Annotated in this window: 16 protein-coding genes, 6 tRNA genes and 3 rRNA genes; all 25 read left to right on the top strand. The window is 32.4% G+C overall.

The features are described from left to right. Positions 1–8 precede the first annotated feature (8 nt). The 25 genes from cmk to rpmG (AYWB_RS02240) all read left to right on the top strand — a co-directional run bounded on the left by cmk (position 9) and on the right by rpmG (AYWB_RS02240) (position 22,660). Positions 9–674: a (d)CMP kinase gene (cmk, locus tag AYWB_RS02360; RefSeq protein ID WP_041640024.1), complete on the top strand. Its 666-nt coding sequence runs from the start codon at positions 9–11 to the stop codon at positions 672–674. Continuing rightward, positions 675–2,114: a ribosome biogenesis GTPase Der gene (gene der / locus AYWB_RS02355; RefSeq protein ID WP_011412761.1), complete on the top strand. Its 1,440-nt coding sequence runs from the start codon at positions 675–677 to the stop codon at positions 2,112–2,114. It begins immediately after the preceding gene. Positions 2,115–2,318: 204 nt separating this feature from the next. Next, positions 2,319–3,308, top strand: coding sequence for an NAD(P)H-dependent glycerol-3-phosphate dehydrogenase (locus AYWB_RS02350; RefSeq protein ID WP_041639883.1), 990 nt, complete (start codon positions 2,319–2,321; stop codon positions 3,306–3,308). A gap of 150 nt (positions 3,309–3,458) precedes the next feature. Then, positions 3,459–3,779 (top strand): HU family DNA-binding protein, encoded by a 321-nt coding sequence (locus AYWB_RS02345; protein ID WP_011412759.1) that lies wholly within the window; start codon positions 3,459–3,461, stop codon positions 3,777–3,779. Positions 3,780–3,850: 71 nt separating this feature from the next. Continuing rightward, a complete protein-coding gene (locus AYWB_RS02340) occupies positions 3,851–4,069 on the top strand; it encodes a hypothetical protein (RefSeq protein ID WP_011412758.1) in 219 nt (72 codons plus the stop codon). 92 nt (positions 4,070–4,161) lie between these two features. After that, complete coding sequence (locus AYWB_RS02335) at positions 4,162–5,127, top strand: hypothetical protein (protein WP_011412757.1); 966 nt, start codon at positions 4,162–4,164, stop codon at positions 5,125–5,127. 85 nt (positions 5,128–5,212) lie between these two features. Next, on the top strand, positions 5,213–5,362 hold the full coding sequence (gene rpmG / locus AYWB_RS02330; protein ID WP_011412756.1) for a 50S ribosomal protein L33: 150 nt from the start codon (positions 5,213–5,215) through the stop codon (positions 5,360–5,362). A 115-nt stretch (positions 5,363–5,477) separates the two neighbouring features. Continuing rightward, positions 5,478–5,630, top strand: coding sequence for an aminopeptidase P N-terminal domain-containing protein (locus AYWB_RS04325; protein ID WP_238374404.1), 153 nt, complete (start codon positions 5,478–5,480; stop codon positions 5,628–5,630). Between the two features lie 977 nt (positions 5,631–6,607). Next, positions 6,608–6,681 (top strand) — tRNA-Cys (locus AYWB_RS02320). 128 nt (positions 6,682–6,809) lie between these two features. After that, positions 6,810–6,901: transfer RNA gene (locus tag AYWB_RS02315), tRNA-Ser, on the top strand. A 376-nt stretch (positions 6,902–7,277) separates the two neighbouring features. Next, positions 7,278–8,702 carry a proline--tRNA ligase gene (gene proS / locus AYWB_RS02310; protein ID WP_011412755.1) on the top strand — a complete coding sequence of 475 codons (1,425 nt, stop codon included), beginning with the start codon at positions 7,278–7,280 and terminating at the stop codon, positions 8,700–8,702. 167 nt (positions 8,703–8,869) lie between these two features. After that, on the top strand, positions 8,870–9,004 hold the full coding sequence (gene rpmH / locus AYWB_RS02305) for a 50S ribosomal protein L34 (protein WP_011412754.1): 135 nt from the start codon (positions 8,870–8,872) through the stop codon (positions 9,002–9,004). Positions 9,005–9,186: 182 nt separating this feature from the next. Continuing rightward, positions 9,187–9,534, top strand: coding sequence for a ribonuclease P protein component (rnpA, locus tag AYWB_RS02300; RefSeq protein ID WP_041639881.1), 348 nt, complete (start codon positions 9,187–9,189; stop codon positions 9,532–9,534). A gap of 18 nt (positions 9,535–9,552) precedes the next feature. Further along, positions 9,553–11,094: a YidC/Oxa1 family membrane protein insertase gene (locus AYWB_RS02295; RefSeq protein WP_011412752.1), complete on the top strand. Its 1,542-nt coding sequence runs from the start codon at positions 9,553–9,555 to the stop codon at positions 11,092–11,094. A 289-nt stretch (positions 11,095–11,383) separates the two neighbouring features. Next, a tRNA-Tyr gene (locus tag AYWB_RS02290) sits at positions 11,384–11,467 on the top strand. A gap of 115 nt (positions 11,468–11,582) precedes the next feature. Next, positions 11,583–13,115: ribosomal RNA gene (locus tag AYWB_RS02285) — 16S ribosomal RNA — on the top strand. Positions 13,116–13,220: 105 nt separating this feature from the next. After that, positions 13,221–13,297, top strand: a tRNA-Ile gene (locus AYWB_RS02280). A gap of 63 nt (positions 13,298–13,360) precedes the next feature. Continuing rightward, a 23S ribosomal RNA gene (locus AYWB_RS02275) occupies positions 13,361–16,226 on the top strand. Between the two features lie 35 nt (positions 16,227–16,261). After that, positions 16,262–16,370, top strand: a 5S ribosomal RNA gene (gene rrf / locus AYWB_RS02270). Together the 16S, 23S and 5S rRNA genes with 4 tRNA genes alongside form the textbook arrangement of a ribosomal RNA operon. A gap of 25 nt (positions 16,371–16,395) precedes the next feature. After that, positions 16,396–16,471 (top strand) — tRNA-Val (locus AYWB_RS02265). A gap of 7 nt (positions 16,472–16,478) precedes the next feature. Then, a tRNA-Asn gene (locus AYWB_RS02260) sits at positions 16,479–16,555 on the top strand. A 296-nt stretch (positions 16,556–16,851) separates the two neighbouring features. Further along, positions 16,852–18,999 (top strand): polyribonucleotide nucleotidyltransferase, encoded by a 2,148-nt coding sequence (locus AYWB_RS02255; RefSeq protein WP_011412751.1) that lies wholly within the window; start codon positions 16,852–16,854, stop codon positions 18,997–18,999. 83 nt (positions 19,000–19,082) lie between these two features. Then, positions 19,083–21,530 carry an HAD-IC family P-type ATPase gene (locus AYWB_RS02250; RefSeq protein WP_041639879.1) on the top strand — a complete coding sequence of 816 codons (2,448 nt, stop codon included), beginning with the start codon at positions 19,083–19,085 and terminating at the stop codon, positions 21,528–21,530. Positions 21,531–21,535: 5 nt separating this feature from the next. Next, the gene (gene rlmB / locus AYWB_RS02245; RefSeq protein WP_011412749.1) at positions 21,536–22,243 is read left to right on the top strand and encodes a 23S rRNA (guanosine(2251)-2'-O)-methyltransferase RlmB; all 708 of its coding nucleotides are present in this window, start codon (positions 21,536–21,538) and stop codon (positions 22,241–22,243) included. Between the two features lie 270 nt (positions 22,244–22,513). Next, positions 22,514–22,660 (top strand): 50S ribosomal protein L33, encoded by a 147-nt coding sequence (gene rpmG / locus AYWB_RS02240; RefSeq protein WP_041639877.1) that lies wholly within the window; start codon positions 22,514–22,516, stop codon positions 22,658–22,660. Positions 22,661–22,663: the final 3 nt, after the last annotated feature.

Genomic DNA, 22,663 nt, shown 5'->3' with positions numbered 1-22,663 from the left:
ATATGCATATGCGAAGTTTTAAAATCGCCATTGATGGTCCGGCAGGGTCGGGCAAAAGTACTATTAGTAAAAAGTTGTCCCAAAAATTAGGTTGGAATCACATTGATACCGGAGCAATGTTTCGGGCGCTAACTTTATATTTGTTAGAAAATGAAGTTTCATGGCATAATGAAAAAAGCCTTAATCAAATTTTAGACAAAATCAATCTTTCTTATTCTTGTAATAAAATTTTTCTTAATCAAGAAGATGTTTCTTTAAAAATTAAGTCTTTGGATGTCGAAAAACATGTCTCTTCTGTAGCTTTGATTCCTGGTGTAAGAACTAAATTATTGAAATTGCAAAAAGAAATTTGCGCCAATACTCCTAATTTAATTATGGATGGAAGAGATATTGGAACAGTTGTAATGCCAGATGCTAATTTAAAAATTTTTCTTACTGCCAACATTACTAAAAGAGCTTTGAGAAAACAACAAGAAGATGCCCAAAACGGCAAAATCACAGATATTACTCAAATTATGAAACAACTCAAGGAACGCGATCATAAAGACTATCATCGCCATCTTGCACCCTTGTCTAAAGCTTTAGATGCCATTTTGCTAGATACTACCGAATTATCAATTGATGAATTAATTGCCAAAATTACTACCTTAATTGAAAAAAAAAGGAGAGCTTAAATGTCTTTTAAAATTGCTATTGTGGGTCGTCCTAATGTCGGCAAATCAAGTTTGTTTAACCGCATTATTGGAAAAAGACACGCTATTACTCATCAAAAAAAAGGCATTACTCGGGACCGTATTTATGCTACTGCCCATTGGCTTACTAAAACATTTGGCGTTATTGATACGGGTGGTATCGAAATTAAATCAACTCCCTTTTTGGAACAAATTAAAATACAAGCCCAACTTGCAGTTGATGAAGCTGATGTAATTGTTTTTGTAGTTGACGGTCAAATAGGACTTACTCAAAATGATAGTTATTTAGCTAAACTTTTGTATAAAACAAAAAAACCAGTTATTTTGGCAGTCAATAAAATTGACAACCACAATTTATTATTCAATACTTATGAATTTTATGCTCTTGGATTCGATACTCCTTTTGCAATTAGTACTCAACATGGCGTTGGTATAGGTGATTTGTTAGATAAAATTGTTTTTCTTTTGCGTGATGCTTCTTTAACTTCTGATTCTTCCTTTTTAGAAGCACTTCCAACAGATAAATCTTTGCAAAGTTCGCTTTTTGAATCGAATTATGAAATCCCAGAAAAACAACTGTTAGAACCAGAACAAAAACAAAACCAAGAAAAAGAAGAAAACAAAATTATTAAATTTTGTGTTGTGGGACGCCCCAATGTTGGCAAATCAACTCTTACTAATTCTCTTTTAGCATCCCAAAGAATGATTGTCTCTGATATGGCAGGAACTACCACCGATGCTGTTGATACTTTTTTTGAAAATGATGGGCAAAAATACCAAATTATTGATACTGCAGGTATTAAAAAAAGAGGTAAAATTTATGAACAAGAAGACAAATACAGCTTTTTGCGTGCTTTAGGTGCTTTGGAAAAAGCAGATATTGCTTGTTTAGTTCTAGATGCTAAAGAAGGTATTTTAGAACAAGATAAAAATATTGCAGGGTTTATTTTAGAAAATTACAAAGCTTGCATTATTATTGTCAATAAATGGGATTTGTTAGAAAAAGATACAAATACCCTAAAGAACTTTGAGCAAAAAATTCGTCAAGAATTTGTTTTTTTATCTTATGCGCCTGTTATTTTCTTATCAGCTTTGAAAAAAAGTCGTCTTACTCAAATTTTTGCTATTTTAAAACGAGTTTTTAACAATTATAAAAGTCAGTTTAGTACTAGTCTTTTAAACGATATTTTGCAAGAAGCAACTCTTATTACACCCCCCACTTTCTTTAATCAAAAAAAAGCTAAGTTTCAATATATTTTTCAAACTAAAACTAAAGCTCCTGAATTTCTTTGTTTTGTTAATGACCCTAAATATATTCATTTTTCTTATGAAAGATTTTTAAAAAATCAATTTAGAAAAAACCTTGATTTAGAAGGAACGCCCCTTAAAATTATTTTTCATAAAAAAAAGTCTAATTTTTAAAACTATTTTGAACCCCCCTCCCACCTTCTTTTTGCATTTTATTTGAAAGTATTTTATTATTTGTTCTTACTTTGTGATTTAATTATAAGTGGTTGAAGAAAATTCAACCTTATTTTTAATTATCAAAAAACCTTTTTTCTTTTTTCTATAATTTTTTTCATTACTCTTTTTGCTATTTTGATTAAAAGAAAGAAGCTATATTTTATGAAAATTACTATTATTGGCAGTGGTGCTTGGGGATCTACTTTGGCACAAGTTTTAACTGATAACAACAATCAAGTTTTACTCTATGACACCAACCTTTCTTATGTGGAAAAAATAAATCAAGGAAAACACCCTATTTTTAATACTCCGTTATTAAATGTCAAAGCAGTTTCTTGCCTTAAACAAACCCTTGAATATTCTGATTTGATAGTTTTGGCAGTTCCTATGAAATTCATGCGTCATCTTCTAAAAAAAATTACCCTTATGTTAACTAATCCTAAATCGTTTGTCAATGTTTCCAAAGGCATTGAACCTTTAACTTTTTTGCGTGTTTCTGAAATTGTCAAACAAGTTATTCCTGCTCCTCTTTTAGCTAATTTTGCTTCCTTAATGGGCCCATCGCATGCCGAAGAAGTTATTTTGCGTAAATTAACTCTGCTGACTGCAGCTTCTTCCAATCCCGTTTTTTCCTTGGAAATTCAAAAATTATTTTCTTGCCCTAATTATTTGAAAGTATATACTTCTTCTGATTTGGTAGGAAATGAAATTTGCAGTGCTTTTAAAAATATTTTAGCCCTCATTAATGGTATTTTAGTAGCCAAGGACTTTGGAATTAATTCTCAAGCAGCTTTGATGAGCCGTGGTATTTTAGAAATGTCGAGGTTAGTTACTTTTTATCAAGGAAACCCCCAAACTGTTTTGGGACTTCCAGGATTAGGTGATTTAATTGTGACTGCTTTTAGCAAATATTCCAGAAATTTTAATGCTGGCGCCAAAATTGCTGCAGGAATTCCTTATCAACAAATTATTGACTCTTCTTTGCAAACCGTCGAAGGATTCCAAACTCTTAATGCTTTTTATCAATTGCAATTAAAACATAATTTAGATCTTCCCATTATTCAAGCCTCTTATCAATTAATTTTTGAATCCAAACCTTTTGACACTGTTTTTGCAACTTTAATTCAAAGACCTTACAAAAGCGAATTCTAAATTATTTTTTACCATTCAATTTTGCAAACGTCCCCGAAACCAATCAAGAATAAAACGAAAATAATTGCAAATGATTGTTGGTTTTCGCTTGTAAATTATTTTTTTTGATGTTATAATAAGTACGTAAATAAAAAGAAAAGGAGGCAAAAAATGAACAAATTAAAATTTTTAAGAAAATTAGCTGAAAAAAATGGTATTACTAAAAAAGAAGCTAATAAATTTCTTAATAACTTTATTGAACTTATTTATCAAACTTTTGAAGAAACCGAAGAATATAAAAAAGTTACTTTAACAGGTTTTGGCACCTTTGGAGCAAAATACAGAAATGCTCGCGAAGGAAAAAATCCAAGAACTGGTAAAACTATTTACATTCCAGCTAAAAAGGTTCCTACTTTCAAATTTAGCAAACTTTTAAAGATCTTTTTATTGAATAAAATCTTTATTATTAATTTTTTTAATATTTTAAAATAAAAAAACAAACTAGTTAGTTTGTTTTTTTATTTACAATTTTTGATAAAGTGAACCGATAAGGAAGTAGGTTAGTGATTTTGCAACCCATAGCTAAAAATTATTTAATAGGAACTCGCGCCAAAGTTCAAAACGAAACCCAAATAGCGGTTATTACTCGCATTGATTATCAAAGGGGTTTTATTTACTTGTTATTTAAAAGAATGAGAGAAGAAAAATATCCTTTTCTTCAATCCTTAAATCAAAACATTATTCAACCTATTGTTTCTAAAAATCAATCTCATCAGCAATAATTTATCATTAATTCAGTTTATAATTTATTTCCATTATCCATTATTTTAATTGCATTTTTGAATATTTAAATGTTAAACCAAAAAGGAACAATATGAAAAGAAAATTAAGATTTAAAAAAATTGTTTTAATAAATTATTTTAAAAAGACCAATGTTGTTTTTCTTTTTTTAATGTTGTCTATTTGTACTTTAATGCTTGTTTTTTTTCATGATTTTAAAGAATGTGTTAATAAAGGACAAAGTTATTGGCAATATAAGTACAAAGCTCCTACTTTTATGCCTGAAATTGATTTTGAATCCACAGGAAAAGAAGACAACATTTTAGATTACGAATACGGTTATTATCCTGGACACCACACTTTTATCAAAACATTTTGGTATTTTACCCATCAAGTTAATTTATTTTTATTAATTGTTTATGCTTTATTTTTTACCAAATTAAGACAAAAAAAATGTTATCATTATTTAGTTTTTGCATGTTTAGTTAGTGCTTTGATGACAGGTTTAATTTTTCACACTTTAATTGATAAAGGTAGACATTTTTATGAACCTAAATTTAGTCTTTCTTTTTTTCTTTCTCATTTGCATCACACCTTATCTCCCTTATGTTATCTATATTTTTATTTTAAAGTCAATTCTTATGCTATTCCTTATAAAAAAATGTGGATAGCTTTTATTCATCCCTTGCTTTATATGACCTTTTTTAGTTTATTTGGCTTTTTTTCTATGCAAGATTATTTTCAAGATCTGCAAAAAGATAAACCAATTATAATTTCAGAAAAACAAGCAGCTAAAAGAGATCCTTTTAAAATGTTTCCTTATGTTTTCTTTTCTCCTTTTAAACAAAAATTAAATAATCCTGCAAATGCCAAAAAGTTAGAAGATAATGAAAATCGTCATCATAAACGTTATCGTTTTGTTTATTCAGGTTATGAATTTGTTTGTTTGGTCTTTTCTTGCCTTTTTGTCTTTACAGTTTTGATGACTTATACTCTTTTATGGATTAAAAAACGTTTACTTAATAAAAAAACTACTACTAATTATAAAAAAACTAAATAATAATAATTTTAAAAACTCTTTATTATTTATCAAAAAATTTGATATAATAGTACTATATTGCTTAATTAGTTAGGAGAAAATTAACATGCGTGATTTAGTAAAATTAGTTTGCACAGAGTGCAAAAGAGAAAATTATCATACTGATAAAAATAAAAAAAAGACTCCAGGACGTTTAGAATTAAAAAAATACTGTCCTTTTTCTAGAACTAACACTCTACATAGAGAAAAAAAATAAAACAATTTTTTGCCTTCTTTTTTTAATATTAATTTTTTTAATATTAAACATTTTTACGTTTGCTTTATGAACTTATTTGCTCCTTTCTATCTTAAAAAGGGGAAAACGTTTTTTTATGTTTTTGCAAAATAGAAATAATTTCATACTAAAAATTAAACCAAACGACGCTATTCTTTTTTATTCTGGAAAAGCAATTACTAAGAGTTGTGGTCAAGCTTTTCCTTTTGAATTCGATCATAATTTTTATTATTCGACAGGAATTAACTAACCAAAAACCATTTTATTTTTGGTAAAAACACATAATTTATCTCATACTTTTTTATTTTTAGAATAAAATGACCCTATTAAAACCTTGTGGGATGTAGATATTTTGAGTTTTTATGATTTTTCTTCGATATCTCAAAGGTGTTTCTTTTATTGATTCTTTAGAGGGTTTTTATTTTGGCCTATCCAAAAAAACCTTATACCAAAAAGCAAGTTAGGCTTTATAATATTATCAAAAAATTGCTTCTTTATAACCTTTTTAAAAATTTATAATATCTGCTAGATATCAATCATCAAATCCTTAATTATTTTAAAAAATTAAAAACTGTAATGTGTGGATATCAAATAGCCTCTCTTTTCCATTATTTTTGGAAAATAACCAAACTTAAAAAACCTTTGAAATCATTGCTGCTTAAGGAGAAAATACGTTAATTTTGCATTATAATAAACCTAAATGCCAATTAAAAACCCAATGACCTTTTTATTATTTGATATTGATGTTACTTATAATAATTTTATTACTCTTATATTGCTCGTTGTTATTTTTATAAGCGGACAATTTAGTTCTTAAAGCTAATAAAGAAATCATTGCTTGGGATAAACCGCATCACACTTTTGCGCAATTAAACTGATGTGGTAAAGATATTTTATTTTACAAGGATTAAAAGAACTGTATTTACTTAAATAAGACGAAAAAATCCATCAATATTGCTATCACGACTTATGACATCATTTAAGATTAGATATTCATGACGTTTGCAATTATATATGTGTTATATGAACAAAACAGCGCAATTAATGCCTAACCAGGTCTATATTAAAAGATTTTTAGGGTTTGGGGCAATAATTTAAGACAACCTTTTAATCATTTTAATCACTCAAGAAGGAGCTCTTAATTTATCAAAACATATCCCTAAAGAAGTCAAAGACATTTGTCACTCATTAATTTAATTACAAACAAATCGCATTAAAGCGATGTTTGGCCCTGTAGCCAAGTGGTAAGGCATGGCTCTGCAAAAGCTTGATCAACGGTTCAAATCCGTTCAGGGCCTCCATTTTTTTAATACACTTTTTTTGATATTTTTTAACAAATTGCAATTACTATTTTTTCATCAAACCTCCTTTTATTTTTACTTTTTATATTTGTTTATATTCATCTATTTATTATTTTTTATATAATTTAGGAGTAGTACTCAAGTGGCTATAAGAGGCGTCCCTGCTAAGGACGTAGTCCGAGAAATCGGTTCAAGGGTTCGAATCCCTTCTACTCCGCCATTTTAAATTTATTTTTTTTATCCTTTCTTTTTTAATAGATATTTGACATTTTTTAATCAATAAAAAACTTTTGTCCCCCCTTTTTTTATTACGGATTGCCAAATTCTAATTCCACCTACAATTATTTCTTTTCGTTTCCAAACTACAACAACATTATTATAAATTGAAATAAAAGAATTGTTATATTCTTTAAAAAATAAATATTTTCAAAAGACCTCCATTTACAAACCATCATTATACTTTTAAATATTTATTTTTTATTATTTTTTCATGTTATAATATTTTTGCTTATAGTTTGTTTTTTAAAAACCAACAAAAATCATACATTTAATTTAAATATTTATAATATATTATAACTAAACAAAGGTAATTAAAAATGAAGACAATGAAACGAGTTAAAACAGTTGCTACTCGCTTATCTGATTTTGGAAAATGGTATACAGATATTTGTCTCAAAGCTGAATTAATAGCTTATTCTGAGGCAAAAGGGTTTATTATATATCTTCCTTATGGTTATGCTTTGTGGGAAAATATTCAAAAACATCTTAATTGTACTTTGCAAAAAACAGGGCATCAAAATGTTTATTTTCCGTTAGTTTTTCCAGAAAAACTATTTCACAAAGAAAAAGAACATATTCAAGGATTTTCTCCAGAAGCAGCAATGATAACAACTACAGGCAAAAAAAACTTATCCGAAAAACTAGTAATTCGTCCTACTTCAGAGATTTTATTTTCGCAATATTATTCTAAAACAATCACTTCTTATCGTGATTTACCTAAGTTATATAATCAATGGTGCAATGTGGTTCGTTGGGAAAAAACAACTAAACCTTTTTTAAGAGGTAAAGAGTTTTTGTGGCAAGAAGGACACACTGTGCATGCCACCGAACAAGAAGCGATGCAACAAACTTTATCCATCCTTGATATTTATCAAAAGTTAGGTAAAGACCTTTTAGCTCTTCCTTTTGTGTGTGGCAAAAAAACCGAAACAGAAAAATTTGCTGGAGCCCTAATCACTTATTCTATCGAAGCGTTAATGCATGACGGACAAGCTCTTCAAGCAGGGACTTCTCATTACTTAGGTATTATTTTTGCTAAATCGTTTCAAATACAATTTCAAGATTGCGACAATCAAAAAAAATATGCCCATCAAACATCTTGGGGTGTTTCTACACGTTTAATTGGAGCTTTAATTATGGTTCACAGCGATGATGAAGGACTAGTTCTGCCGCCTTATGTTGCTCCTATGCAAATTGTAATTATTCCTTTGCAAACTCAAGATGAGTCGGTAAAACAAGTATCCGAAAATCTTTTTTCCATCCTTCAAAAAAACTATCGCGTTCATCTTGATCTACAAGACAAAACTGCTGGTTGGAAATTTAGTCAATATGAGCTTAAAGGTGTTCCTTTACGTATAGAAATTGGTAAACGTGGTTTAGAAAATGATGAAGTTACTATTTTTCAAAGATATAACTTCGCCAAACAAAATATCAAAATTAAAGATTTTCCATCTCAAATCCCGCAATTATTTGAAACCATGCACAACAACATGTATCAAAAAGCACTGCAACATTTAGAACAAAATCGCAAACAAGCTACTACTTATGAAGAATTTAAAACTTACCTCAAACAAGGCGGTTATGTAGCGATGAGCATTTCAGGAACTGATGCCGAATTGCAAATTAAACAAGAAACAGGAGCTACTGCAAGAGTTATTTTAGAAACTAATTTAATTACTGCTAATTGCCCTGTTACTAACAAAAAAGCCCTTCAAACTGTTTTATTTGCTAGAGCTTATTAAAAATCATTTATCCAAATGTTTTCTTTCTTTTTATAAATATTTTAATTTTTACATTTTTTACCCCCCACAACCACTACTTTTTAATTATTCAAAACTTTTAGACTTGACATTTCATATTAAAAAAGCTATAATTAGGAAAGTGTGTTAAATAGAAAAGAGGTTTTTTTATGAAACGAACATATCAACCTAGCAAAATCAAAAGAAAAAGAACTCATGGTTTTAGAGCTAGAATGTCAACTGTTGGAGGATGCAAAGTTCTTGCTAGAAGAAGAGCTAAAGGACGTTTGCAAATAACAGTTTAAAATAAAACTAACTTGATTTTGATTATATTCAAACCAAAAATAAACACCGCTTTTTCGGTGTTTTTTTGATAAATTTCTTTTTATTGTTATTGCGCCATTAATAATTATGGAATTTATATTTTTTAAAATGGTTAATTGATGTTTTGAATATAAAAGTTAAGAATTTTAGGATCATTAATAAGATGAAAAGAAAATATATTCTTAAAAAAGAAAACGAAATCACCCCTGTTTTTAAATCTAAAAAAAGATACGGAAACTCTTTTTTTATTATTTATTATGTCAAACAAACTACCTTTCCTCATTTTAAATTTGCTTTAAGTGTTGGCAAAAAATATGGAAAAGCCCACGAAAGAAATTTAATCAAACGTCGTTTAAGAGCGATTATTAGTAGTTTTTCTCCTTGCCTTAACCCCAAAATGTGTTTTGTTATTGTTATTAAAGCTCCAGCCAAAACCCTAACTTTTAAACAATTAAAAACTTTCTTTTTTCAATTCGCTACCAAAACTCGCATATTACTTTCAAATAACTAAAATAAGGAGTTAATTAAAATGGATGTTAGAAATCATTCTTCAAAAAATTTTTTTTTATTTTTAACAATTTTTCTATTCGGGTTATTTTTTTGGCTCCTTACTCCTCCAAAGCCTGAAAAAATAGAAGTTTTAGACAAAGTTGTTGTTTTTAAAAATAGCGAAAAACATAAAAAATATTTTGATCCTGTTGATTCTTCTAAGCTATTATCTGATTATGCTGATATTTTTGTAGTTTATGTCATCAATGACAAAAAGAAAGAAATTCAAATATCTACGCAAGACGAATTTAAAGGCATGTTAGCTAAAAAAAAAGAAGCAAAATATTTTTTTAGTTTAATAAAAAAACCAGATCCTAAATTAAAAGATGAATTTAATTTTTCTAAATTAGATAATAAAGAAGAATATTTTTTAACTTTTAAAACTGATAAAGAAACAACCGAATTCAAAAATAAATTAATGAAGGATTTTTTAACAGTTGCTGCAGGCACTAATGATGATTATATTGAAAACAATAAATATCAAAAAAAAGAATTAAGAGACGCATTAGAGTTTCAAAAAATTGATTCGTCTAATAAACTTATTTCGGTTTCTTTAGAAAATATAAAATTAGAAGATGATTATGCAGAAAATATCAAAAACACTTCAAATAATGTTTTATCTAAAATTAATGTTAGATTTAATAATGGCCGTTTAATGCCTAGAAAACTTTTTATAACCAATTTTTCAGTGCCAATTCAATTTACTTCTAGGCTGGAATGGAGTCTCTTTGGTTATTTTTGGAATATTTTAATAATTTCAATTGGTTCTTTTTTATATTTTTTCTCAACTTTCTTAGTTTATGGTGCTTCTGGTATGTTTTTTGGAAACTTAGGATTAGGAATCGTTTTGGCTACCGTTTTCATCCGTACTTTAACTTGGCCTATTTATACTAAAACAAGTACTTTGAGTATGAATATGAGCTTAATTCAGTCCGAAATTGAAAAAGTAAAGCAAAAATATGCTATCAAAAAAGATCTTGCTTCTGCTCAAAAAATGCAGTTAGAAATTTTAAAAGTTTATCGCAAAAATAATTTTTCTTTTTGGGGTTTTTTGCTATCTTTCTTACAACTTCCCTTATTTATTGCAATTAATCAAACCCTAAGTCGTTTTATTATTCCTGGAGGTATTTTTGCAACTGATAAATTAATTGAAAAGCCCTTTTTAGGATTAATTAATTTAAAACCTTCTAATCCCAACAACGCTTTTGTTATCTTTTTGCTTTCTTTTTTAGTTGGAGCAACGATGTTTATTTTGAATAAAATTAGTTTTAAAAAACCAGATTATTTAAAAACTCCTTCTTATCATTTGACTTCAGAACAAAAACAAAAAGCTAAACAATCAGAAAAAAGCATTAAAATTATGAGTGTTTTTATGATTTTAATGATGGTGTTTTTCTCGCGTTCTAACCCAATATTGTCTTTATATTGGATTGTTGGGAATACCTATACTATTTTCCAAACTTTGCTCACTAGAAAAAAAATACAAAAAAAATATTTTGCATTAAAACAAAACAATTTATAAAAACTTTTGTCTTCATTGATGCTTCCAACAAGTCAAAAAAACAAACTAAGTAAAAAAACAAATAATATCTTTATATTTTTTCATATTTAGTTAAGATAATTTTTTTTACAAAATAAAAAATATTTATTTGTAAAAAAACTATTTTAAACGCCATTATCCAACCCCAAATTCCTATCAAAAATGACAACCCAAATTAAAAATTTTAAAAAAAAACAAAAAAGCTTGCTTTTCATTTTTATATGTGCTATAATATCTAAGGTAAATAAATTTGAAATTGTTAAGCAATTTAGGAGGGATAGCGAAGCGGCTAAACGCAGCAGTCTGTAAAACTGTTCCGTAAGGTACGGTGGTTCGAATCCACCTCCCTTCACCATTAATTTTTTTAATCTTTGAAAACTGAAGATGATAATTAACGAATATTTTCAATTATTTTTTTAACACCTTAAAATTGACACCAAAAAGCAATTTTTGATGAATCAATTTTGTAACATACGAAGAGTTTGATCCTGGCTCAGGATTAACGCTGGCGGCGTGCCTAATACATGCAAGTCGAACGGAAGTTTAATCAATTAAACTTTAGTGGCGAACGGGTGAGTAACGCGTAAGCAATCTACCCCTAAGACGAGGATAACAGTTGGAAACGACTGCTAAGACTGGATAGTAGACAAGAAGGCATCTTCTTGTTTTTAAAAGACCTATTAATAGGTATGCTTAGGGAGGAGCTTGCGTCACATTAGTTAGTTGGTGGGGTAAAGGCCTACCAAGACTATGATGTGTAGCCGGGCTGAGAGGTTGAACGGCCACATTGGGACTGAGACACGGCCCAAACTCCTACGGGAGGCAGCAGTAGGGAATTTTCGGCAATGGAGGAAACTCTGACCGAGCAACGCCGCGTGAACGATGAAGTATTTCGGTACGTAAAGTTCTTTTATTAGGGAAGAATAAATGATGGAAAAATCATTCTGACGGTACCTAATGAATAAGCCCCGGCTAACTATGTGCCAGCAGCCGCGGTAATACATAGGGGGCAAGCGTTATCCGGAATTATTGGGCGTAAAGGGTGCGTAGGCTGTTAAATAAGTTTATGGTCTAAGTGCAATGCTCAACATTGTGATGCTATAAAAACTGTTTAGCTAGAGTAAGATAGAGGCAAGTGGAATTCCATGTGTAGTGGTAAAATGCGTAAATATATGGAGGAACACCAGTAGCGAAGGCGGCTTGCTGGGTCTTTACTGACGCTGAGGCACGAAAGCGTGGGGAGCAAACAGGATTAGATACCCTGGTAGTCCACGCCGTAAACGATGAGTACTAAACGTTGGGTAAAACCAGTGTTGAAGTTAACACATTAAGTACTCCGCCTGAGTAGTACGTACGCAAGTATGAAACTTAAAGGAATTGACGGGACTCCGCACAAGCGGTGGATCATGTTGTTTAATTCGAAGGTACCCGAAAAACCTCACCAGGTCTTGACATGCTTCTGCAAAGCTGTAGAAACACAGTGGAGGTTATCAGTTGCACAGGTGGTGCATGGTTGTCGTCAGCTCGTGTCGTGAGATGTTGGGTTAAGTCCCGCAACGAGCGCAACCCTTATTGTTAGTTGCCAGCACGTAATGGTGGGGACTTTAGCAAGACTGCCAGTGATAAATTGGAGGAAGGTGGGGACGACGTCAAATCATCATGCCCCTTATGACCTGGGCTACAAACGTGATACAATGGCTGTTACAAAGGGTAGCTGAAACGCAAGTTTTTGGCGAATCTCAAAAAAACAGTCTCAGTTCGGATTGAAGTCTGCAACTCGACTTCATGAAGTTGGAATCGCTAGTAATCGCGAATCAGCATGTCGCGGTGAATACGTTCTCGGGGTTTGTACACACCGCCCGTCAAACCACGAAAGTTGGCAATACCCAAAACCGGTGGCCTAACTTCGCAAGAAGAGGGAACCGTCTAAGGTAGGGTCGATGATTGGGGTTAAGTCGTAACAAGGTATCCCTACCGGAAGGTGGGGATGGATCACCTCCTTTCTAAGGAAACAATTATCATCTTCAGTTTTGAGAGACTTAAGAAAGTTTTTCATTTTAAATTCCTTGCAAATTTTATTTGCAACATTTAAATCTTTTTAAGATTAAGGGCCTATAGCTCAGTTGGTTAGAGCACACGCCTGATAAGTGTGAGGTCGGTGGTTCAAGTCCATTTAGGCCCACCATAACCAAAAATAGGCAAAATCTTAAAAAAGCTCTTTGAAAAGTAGATAAACGAAGGTTAAAAAATCAAAGGAACTAAGGGCGCACAGCGGATGCCTTGGCACTAAGAGCCGATGAAGGACGCAATTAACGGCGAAACGCCACGGGAAGCTGTAAATAAGTGAAGATCCGTGGGTCTCCGAATGGGAAAACCCATTACATTGAAGATGTAATATTCTTCTAATCCGATTTATCTTGTTAGAAGAAAGGAAACGCGGCGAACTGAAATATCTAAGTAACCGCAGGAAAAGAAAGTAATAACGATTCTGGTAGTAGTGACGAGCGAACCCAGAACAGCCTGATATCATTTGTAGTTATAAAATTTTAACGAAGTAGAAGCTTTTGGAAAGAAGCACCAAAGAAGGTGACAGTCCCGTAAACGTAAGTTAAAATCTAGGGTATCAATAAGTACGGCGAGACACGAGAAATCTTGTCGGAAGATGGGAGGACCATCTCCTAAGGCTAAATACTTCTTAGTGACCGATAGTGAACTAGTACCGTGAGGGAAAGGTGAAAAGAACCCCGAAAGGGGAGTGAAATAGATCCTGAAACTGTGTGCCTACAATTAGTCAAAGCACGTTAATGTGTGATGGCTTGCCTTTTGCAGAATGAACCGGCGAGTTATGATATGGAGCAAGGTTAAGTTTTAAGGAACGGAGCCGTAGCGAAAGCGAGTCTTAATAGGGCGTTTAGTTGCATGTCATAGACCCGAAACTGAAGTGAGCTAGCCATGAGCAGGTTGAAGTTTAGGTAAAACTAAATGGAGGACCGAACCAGGACACGTTGAAAAGTGTTTGGATGACTTGTGGCTAGGGGTGAAATTCCAATCGAACTCAGAGATAGCTGGTTCTCCCCGAAATAGCTTTAGGGCTAGCGTTGATTTAGTAATTTGGTGAAGGTAGAGCACTGAATGAGTAAGGGCTCCACCTCGGGGTACCGAACTCAATCAAACTCCGAATGTTACCAAATAAAATCAGCAGTCAGACTGTGGGTGATAAGGTCCATGGTCAAAAGGGAAAGAGCCCAGACCGTCAGCTAAGGTCCCAAAATTGATGTTAAGTGGCAAAGGAAGTGAAGACGTTTAAACAACTAGGAGGTTGGCTTAGAAGCAGCCATCCTTTAAAGAGTGCGTAATAGCTCACTAGTCGAATGACTCTGCGCCGAAAATGTACCGGGGCTAAAACATCATACCGAAGCTACGGATTCAAATGACTTCTTAGTTATTTGAATGGTAGGGGAAGCGTTCTGACATCAGTGAAGCCATAGCGGAAGCAGTGGTGGAGAGGTCAGAAGTGAGAATGCCGGTGTAAGTAACGAAAAGATAGGTGAGAATCCTATCCGTCAAAAACCCAAGGTTTCCAGGGCCAGGTTCGTCCTCCCTGGGTTAGTCGGGTCCTAAGGTGAGGGAGAAATCCGTAATCGATGGCAAGCAGGCTGAGATTCCTGCACTAGTTAATCAACTGATGGAGGGACAAAGCAGGCTAAACACCCCCCTTATTGGATTGGGGCAGAAAAACTAAGTCTGAGAAGACAGGCAAATCCGTTTTCTCATTTAAAAGATAAGGTTTGAAAGTAAAGTGATTGATGTCATACTTTCAAGAAAAACTTCTAGGGCTAATTGATTAACTACCCGTACCGCAAACCGACACAGGTGGGTAGGTAGAGTATACTAAGACGCGCGAGCAAACTCTTGTTAAGGAACTCGGCAAAATTACTCCGTAACTTAGGGATAAGGAGAGCTTTTATTAAAACTAAAAGCCGCAGAGAATAGGCCCAAGCGACTGTTTATCAAAAACATAGGTCTCTGCTAAACCGTAAGGTGATGTATAGGGGCTGATGCCTGCCCGGTGCTGGAAGATTAAAAGGAGATGTCAGGCAACAAAGCATTGAATTGAAGTCCCAGTAAACGGCGGCCGTAACTATAACGGTCCTAAGGTAGCGAAATTCCTTGTCGGGTAAGTTCCGACCCGCACGAAAGGCATAACGATTTGGGCGCTGTCTCAACAAGAGCCTCGGTGAAATCAAATTACCGGTGAAAATGCCGGTTACCCGCGACAGGACGAAAAGACCCCATGGAGCTTTACTGCAACTTAATATTGAAATTGGAAATAAGATGTACAGGATAGGTGGGAAACTGTGAGAGAAAAACGCTAGTTTTTCTGGAGTTGTCCTTGGGATACCACCCTTGTTATTTTTAGTTTCTAACCTGCACATGTGTAATGTGAGGGACAGTGTTTGGTGGGCAGTTTGACTGGGGCGGTCGCCTCCTAAAGAGTAACGGAGGCGTTCGAAGGTTCCCTCAAAATGGTTGGAAATCATTTGTAGAGCATAAAGGCATAAGGGAGCTTGACTGCAAGACTTACAAGTCGAGCAGGGACGAAAGTCGGACTTAGTGATCTTACGGTACCGAATGGAAGGGCCGTGACTCAACGGATAAAAGCTACCCTGGGGATAACAGGCTTATCGCTTCCAAGCGTTCACAGCGACGAAGCGGTTTGGCACCTCGATGTCGGCTCATCGCATCCTGGAGCTGGAGAAGGTTCCAAGGGTTGGGCTGTTCGCCCATTAAAGCGGAACGCGAGCTGGGTTCAGAACGTCGTGAGACAGTTCGGTCTCTATCCGTCGTGGGCGTTGGAAATTTGAAAGGAACTGTCCCTAGTATGAGAAGACCGGGATGGATATACCGCTGGTGTTTCAGTTGGTTCGCCAGAGCCACAGCTGAGTAGCTATGTATAGAAGGGATAAACACTGAAAGCATCTAAGTGTGAAGCCCCCCTTAAGATGAGATTTCCCTATGAGGTCCCTGAAAGACTATCAGGTTGATAGGCTAGAGGTGTAAGAAGAGTGATCTTTTCAGCTGACTAGTACTAATAGACCCATTGACTTTGATTTTTTAAATACCAACGTTTATCTAGTTTTGAAAGATCCTTGGTGCATAAAACTAAGGGGCAACACCTGTTCCCATCCCGAACACAGCAGTTAAGTCCTTAGTACTGACAATAGTTCTTTATTGAGCGAAGATAGGGAGTGCCAAGGTTTGCTTTATAAAAAAGAATAAAAAAGAGGATTAGCTCAGTTGGGAGAGCGTCTGCCTTACAAGCAGAATGTCGGGGGTTCAAGTCCCTCATCCTCTACCAAAAATTTGCCTACGTAGCTCAGTTGGTTAGAGCATCTGACTGTTAATCAGAGGGTCCTAGGTTCGAGTCCTAGCGTGGGCGCCATCTTTTGTTGTGTTTTTTCTTTTGTCCTTGAAACCCATTTTTTAAATTAGTATTTTCTAATTTATTAAGTCAATTTTACAATCAATAATTGACTTATTTTTTTAACAAAATTCTCTTTTTTTAAGAAAATAATTTTAAATTGATTTTTTATAAATATCACTTAAAATTAAAATAATTATCTAATTATTAAGCTAGTTTGTTGAAATCAATTCAAACTCTAGCTTTTTATTTTTATATATTTTTTTATCACATCCAAAATTGTCACCCCAACCAAGTTACTTAAAGGAGTATCTCAAGTGTTAAAAAAAGTTTTTGAAACTACTAATTTAAAAGATTCTTTTCAAGTTGAAATAGGAACTTACGCCAGAAACGTTGATTCTTCTATTTTAGTGCGCTACCAAGATACAGTGGTTCTTACAACTATGGTTTTTAGTCGTAAACCCAATAATCTTGATTTTTTACCTCTTACTGTTATTTATCAAGAAAAATTATACGCTGCTGGAAAAATTCCTGGCAGTTTTTTACGCCGCGAAGGGCGTTCCAACGACCACGAAATCCTCACTTCACGCCTCATTGACCGTTCATTACGCCCATTATTCCCTGATTATTTTCAACAAGAAGTTCAAGTAATTAATACAGTTTTAAGCTTAGACCCTGATTTTAAAAGCGAACTTGCCTCTATGCTTGGAAGCTCTCTTTCTTTATTGATTTCTGAAATACCCTTTTTTGAAGCCATTTCTGGAGTTTATGTAGGAAAAATCAACAATGAATTTATCATCAATCCCACTTTGCAACAACTTGCCAATTCTACTCTACATTTGATTGTTGCAGGCACCAAACACAACGTTACTATGATAGAAGCACACGCCAATGAAGTTAGCGAACAAGACTTTTTAGAAGCCATTAATTTTGCACACCAATACATTAAAAAACTGTGCTTATTTCAAGAAAATATCAAGCAACAATTTGCACCTGTCAAAATGACAAAAACCTTGCATCAAACTGAACAAATTCAACAACAATCCTTTTTTGCTAAAAACCATTCCCAAGTTAAACAAGCTATTTTAAGTTGCAATAGCAAAAATGATTTACAACAATTAAAAGAACAAATCCTAGACCAAGCCAAACAAACTCCTTTTTTCAAAACTATTGACGCTATTACTGTTTTTGATTACGAAGCCCACAAAAAACATTTACAAATAACAGAAAACTTATTTCAAAAATTATCCAAACAAGAAATGCGTTCTTTAATTTTACAAGAAAAAATACGACCAGATAAAAGAGAATTAGAAGAAATAAGAACCCTCGAATCCCAAATTGATTTGTTGCCCCGCGCTCATGGTTCTGCTTTGTTTACCAGAGGAAAAACTCAAAGCCTTGCTGCAGTGACCTTGGGCTGTTTATCAGAAAGCAAAATTATTGACGGTCTAAGTGACGAACAAAATAAACGTTTTATGCTTCATTATAACTTTCCTCCTTTTTCAGTTGGTGCAGTTGGTCGTTATACTGCTCCTAGCAGACGAGAAATCGGACACGGCACTCTTGCCGAAAAAGCCATATCTCAAGTTTTGCCCGAAGAAAAAGATTTTCCCTACACTATTAGAGTAGTTTCTGAAATTCTAGAATCTAACGGTTCTTCTTCTCAAGCCACTGTTTGCTCTTCTTCTTTGGCATTAATGGCATCAGGGGTTCCTTTAAAAAAAGCCGTTGCAGGAATTTCAGTAGGATTAGTTTTTGACCAAGAAACCAATAAATACGTTATTTTAAGTGATATCCAAGGTTTAGAAGACCACGTTGGAGACATGGATTTAAAAATAGCAGGTACCAACAAAGGAATTACTGCTTTACAAATGGATCTTAAAATCCAAGGGATCCCTTTTAAAATTTTGCAAGAAGCTTTTTTACAAGCCAAAAAAGGACGCCTTCATATTTTAGAACAAATGAACCAAACAATTTCTCAACCTCGTTTAGAAGTTTCAAAGTACGCCCCTAAAGTTTGTATGATGCAAATAAAACCAGAAAAAATTCGTGATATTATCGGAAGTGGTGGCAAAATCATCAATCAAATTATTGAATCTCATGATGGTGTAAAAATTGATATTGAACAAGACGGACGCGTTTTTGTAATGCATTCCAACTTAGAAACAGTTAAAAAAACAGTCGCTTTTATTGAAAGTTTAATCCAAGAAATTCAAGTAGGCACTTGCTATCAAGCCTCTATTTTACGTTTTTTAAGTGATAAACAAGGAAAAATGATTGGAGCTGTGGCACAAGTTTGTCCAGGAATCGAAGGGCTTATCCACGTTAATAAAATGAAATTTCAAAAAATCACCGATGTTTTAAAAATAGGTGAAACAGTTTTGGTTAAATGCACCAAAATCAACGAACGCGGAAGAATTGATTTTTTGCTTTTGCCCAAAAAAACACAAGAAAAAAACTCTTAGTTTTGCTTTCAAAAATTATTACCAATACGCATTAATTTATTAAAAATGCCGATATTATTTAAGAAAAGTGTGGTGGTTTGTGCATGAATGAATCTTTAAATAATCCCAATATCGCAACAAAAAAAAACCTTAAAGGGCTAACTAACAAGCAAGTAGAACAAAAAAAAAATGCGGGTCAAGTTAATGCTTCTAACTATAAAAATTCTAAAAGCATTAAAGATATCTTATTTAGTAATTTCTTAAATTATCTTAATTTGTTGATTTTAATTGTAGCATTAATCATTATTTTCATAGAACAATATGAACATTTATTTTTTTTAGTAGTTTCTTTAACCAATTTTTTTATTAGCGTTATTCAAGAAATTAAAGCTAAAATAACTCTTGACAAAGTATCTTTGTTGATGAAAAGCTATTCCCAAGTAATAAGAAATAGCCAAAAAGAAAAAGTTTTTTCTTCTGATTTGGTTTTAGAAGATCTTTTATTTTTGGAAGCAGGCGAACAAATTGTAGCTGATGCCAAGGTAAAATCGGGTGTTTTAGAAGTTAACGAATCGCTTCTAACTGGTGAATCTAAATTAGTTGTTAAAAAAGAAAACGATTTTTTATATTCTGGTAGCTACGTGGTATCAGGTCAAAGTTATGCCGAAATTGTAGCCGTAGGAAGTGATATGTATATTGAAAAAGTTTCTCAAGAAGCTAAAAAATACAAAAAACCGATCACTCCTTTGATGCAAAGTTTATCTTCGTTAATCAAAACAATCATTATTTTTGTCACACTTTTTGCTATTATTTTAGCCTTTTTTGCTTTTAATAAAGAAAATAATAAAATATCAGATTTCAGGCAAAATTCCTTACTAGGTTTGTGTGGCATGATGATAGCAATGCTTCCTTTGGGGCTTTTTTTGCTGACCAACATTTCTTTGGCAGTAGGTTTTGTACGTTTAGCAAAACAAAAAACTTATGCCCAAAATCTATTTGGAATCGAAATGTTAGCTCAAATAAACACTTTATGCCTCGACAAAACAGGAACTATTACTGATGGTACTATGCAAGTTAAAAAAGTTATTCCTTATCACCCTAAAGAATTTGATTTTGCTAAATTAATGAACTCTTTTTTATCTGCTTGTCCCACTTCTAATAGCACTTATAATGCTTTAATAAACAAATTTAGCCCCAACACTTTTGCTCCTTCAACCCTTTATCAAATCTCCCAAAGCCTTCCTTTTTCCAGCGCAAGAAAATATAGTGCAGTTGAGTTTAAAAATTTAGGAACCATTTTTTTGGGCGCACCTGAATTTATTTTAAAAAACAATTTTCATCTTATTAAAAAAGATTTTGAAACTCATACCCAATTAGGTTATCGAGTACTTTTATTAGCTAAAAGCGCTGAGCCTTGTATTTCTCAAATAAATTGTAAACACCAAAAATTACATGACATACCATGCATCCCTTTAGCTTTAATTATCATTGAAGATACCATTAAAAAAGACGCAGTCACTACCATTGATTTTTTTCAGAAAAATGGCGTTTGTGTTAAAGTAATTTCTGGTGATAATCATGTTGCAGTTTCTCAAATAGCTCAAAGAGTAGGTATTATTGATGCTTATAAAACCATCAGTTTAGAAGGGCTTTCTGATCAAGAAGTCATCCAAATAGCTACTCAATACAATGTTTTTGGAAGAACTTCACCCCAACAAAAAAAAATCTTAATTCAAACTTTTAAACAAACAGGACAAAAAGTTGCCATGACAGGCGATGGTGTAAATGATATTTTAGCCCTAAAAGAAGCCGATCTTTCCATTGCAATGGCATCAGGTAGCCAAGCTACTTGTAATATTGCTAATTTAGTTTTGATGGATTCTAATTTTTCTTCCATGCCTAAAGTAGTTTTTGAAGGTAGAAGAATTATTAACAATTTAGATAAAATCTCTATTTTGTTTTTTACCAAAACTATTATTGCTTTTATGCTTGCAATTGCTGTTATTTTCTTTAATTTTTTAAGGCTTCCTTGCTACTATCCGTTATCCCCTTTGAAATTGCAATTTGTCATGGACTATTGGTCAATTGGCATTCCTTCGCTTTTTTTATCTTTTGAAAAAAATAACGAAATTATCAGTGAAAACTTTTTACTTAATAATCTCAAAAAAGCCTTTCCTTATGCAAGTCTAGCTTTTATTAGTTATGTCTTAACTTTTGGTTTGCAAATTGGTTTTACATCAACCCACTCTCCCGATTTCAAACAATTAGAAATAGTTTCTAATTTTGTAATTTTACTCTCCACTTTCATTTTATTTATTGTTTTATTTAGAATTTCTAAACCTTTGAATCTAACTAAATTACTTTTATTTTTAGCAATGTTAACGGGATTTACTACAGCTTCATTTATTTTGGATGTTTTTGAAGAAATGTCGCAATTTGGTAATCTTGAAAAATTTTTATTAGTTTTAATCATCATTTTATCCCTTATCATAACCCAAATCTCTCAAAAGACACGCCCAACAAAAACTACAAAATCGAAAGAAAACAAATAATTAATATGATTATTTACGGAAAAAACCCCATCAAAGAAGCAATTAAAGCTCAGAGAAAAATTTATCAACTATATTTAGATGAAAAAATTAAAGACCATCTTTTTATAATGTTTTTGCAAAAGCACAATATCGCTTATCAATTAGTTGACAAAAAGTTTTTATATGATCTAACCAAACAAAAAACCCATCAAGGAATCGCTGCCAATGTTTGTGATTACACTTTTTACGATCTAGACACTTATCTAGATTCTACTAAATTCCAAAAATTCTTAATTTTAGACGCAATTAATGACCCTCATAACTTAGGAGCGATTTTAAGAACTGTTGAAGCTTGTGCTTTGGATGGTGTTATTATGAGTAAAAAAAATCAAGTCCCACTCAATTCTACAGTTGCCAAAATTTCTTGTGGTGCTTTGGAATACACTAAAGTTTTTTTAGTTACCAATTTGCATCAAACCATTTTAAAACTGAAAAAAAATCAAGTCTTAATCGTTGGCACCGATAGCAATTCTTCCCAATCCTTTCACCAAATCCCTAAAAACAGTTCCTTGGGCATTATTGTTGGTAACGAAGGAACGGGCATTAGACATTTATTAAAAAAGCAATGTGATTTGTTGGTTAAAATTCCTATGTATGGAAAAATCAATTCTTTAAATGTAAGTGTTGCTGCTGCACTAATGATCTACTCCACTTTTATTTTTGGTGATAATTAACCCTTAGCCCCTCTCCAAAAAGCAAACCAATCAATAACTTATTTTTTTAAGCAGTTAATCATTAATCTAATTTGGGTTTGCTTTTAGTTTTCTTAACATCTTTCATCCAATATTCCAAATATTTTCTTTTTGCGGTATAATTTTTTGCACAAAGCAATTTTTGTATTTTATTTTTTTCATAAAAACACTGATTTATGATATAATAAAAAAAGATGTTTTGAAAATTAAATTAATTTTTTTAAACTTTCTAACATAAAAGGAGCTATTTTTTTGAAAAAAAATATTTTAGTTTGTGTTTTGTGTTTAAACCGAAATTACAACACCAAACCACGAGCAAATCAAAACTCAAAACGTTTAACTTTAAAAAAATATTGCTCTTATTGCGACAAACACACTTTGCATCAAGAAACCAAGTAAAGG

It is taken from the genome of Aster yellows witches'-broom phytoplasma AYWB (assembly GCF_000012225.1).
In the GTDB taxonomy this organism is placed as follows: Bacteria; Bacillota_I; Bacilli_A; order Acholeplasmatales; family Acholeplasmataceae; genus Phytoplasma.
Note: the sequence above shows the minus strand (reverse complement) of the source record. Positions and strands in the feature narration are given on the sequence as shown.